The organism is Novosphingobium sp. B-7, from assembly GCF_000410615.1.
In the GTDB taxonomy this organism is placed as follows: domain Bacteria; phylum Pseudomonadota; class Alphaproteobacteria; order Sphingomonadales; family Sphingomonadaceae; genus Novosphingobium; species Novosphingobium capsulatum.
Genome location: NZ_KE148449.1, coordinates 1 through 283, shown reverse-complemented (window position 1 = coordinate 283; position 283 = coordinate 1). Strand labels below are relative to the sequence as shown.

Sequence of the window (283 nt, the reverse complement as noted above, 5' to 3'; positions counted from 1 at the left end):
CCCGCCAGACCCCGGCGCGCCTGCCATATTCATAGAGGCTTTCCATTGCCATGGCCCGGCCGGGATGACGCGCGGCGCCGACCATGTCTGACAGGAATCCTTCCGACAGCGCATCCCCGTTGAGCACGCAGTTTTCCGCACCCTCTTCATAGTTGATGACAAAGTTCACCGCGACGCGCGCGCCGCCAGGCCAGTTGGCCGCTGGCGGCACCGGGCCATGACCGATCAGGTCGCGCGTCATGCCGCCATCACCGCGTCCCAGGCGGCCAGCGCGGCGGGCACG

General features: G+C 68.2%; 1 pseudogene. It reads right to left on the bottom strand.

The window, feature by feature from the left end:
- Nucleotides 1-241, bottom strand: a pseudogene (locus H926_RS35035) (chitin deacetylase); the annotation flags it as partial.
- Between the last annotated feature and the right edge of the window lie 42 nt (nucleotides 242-283).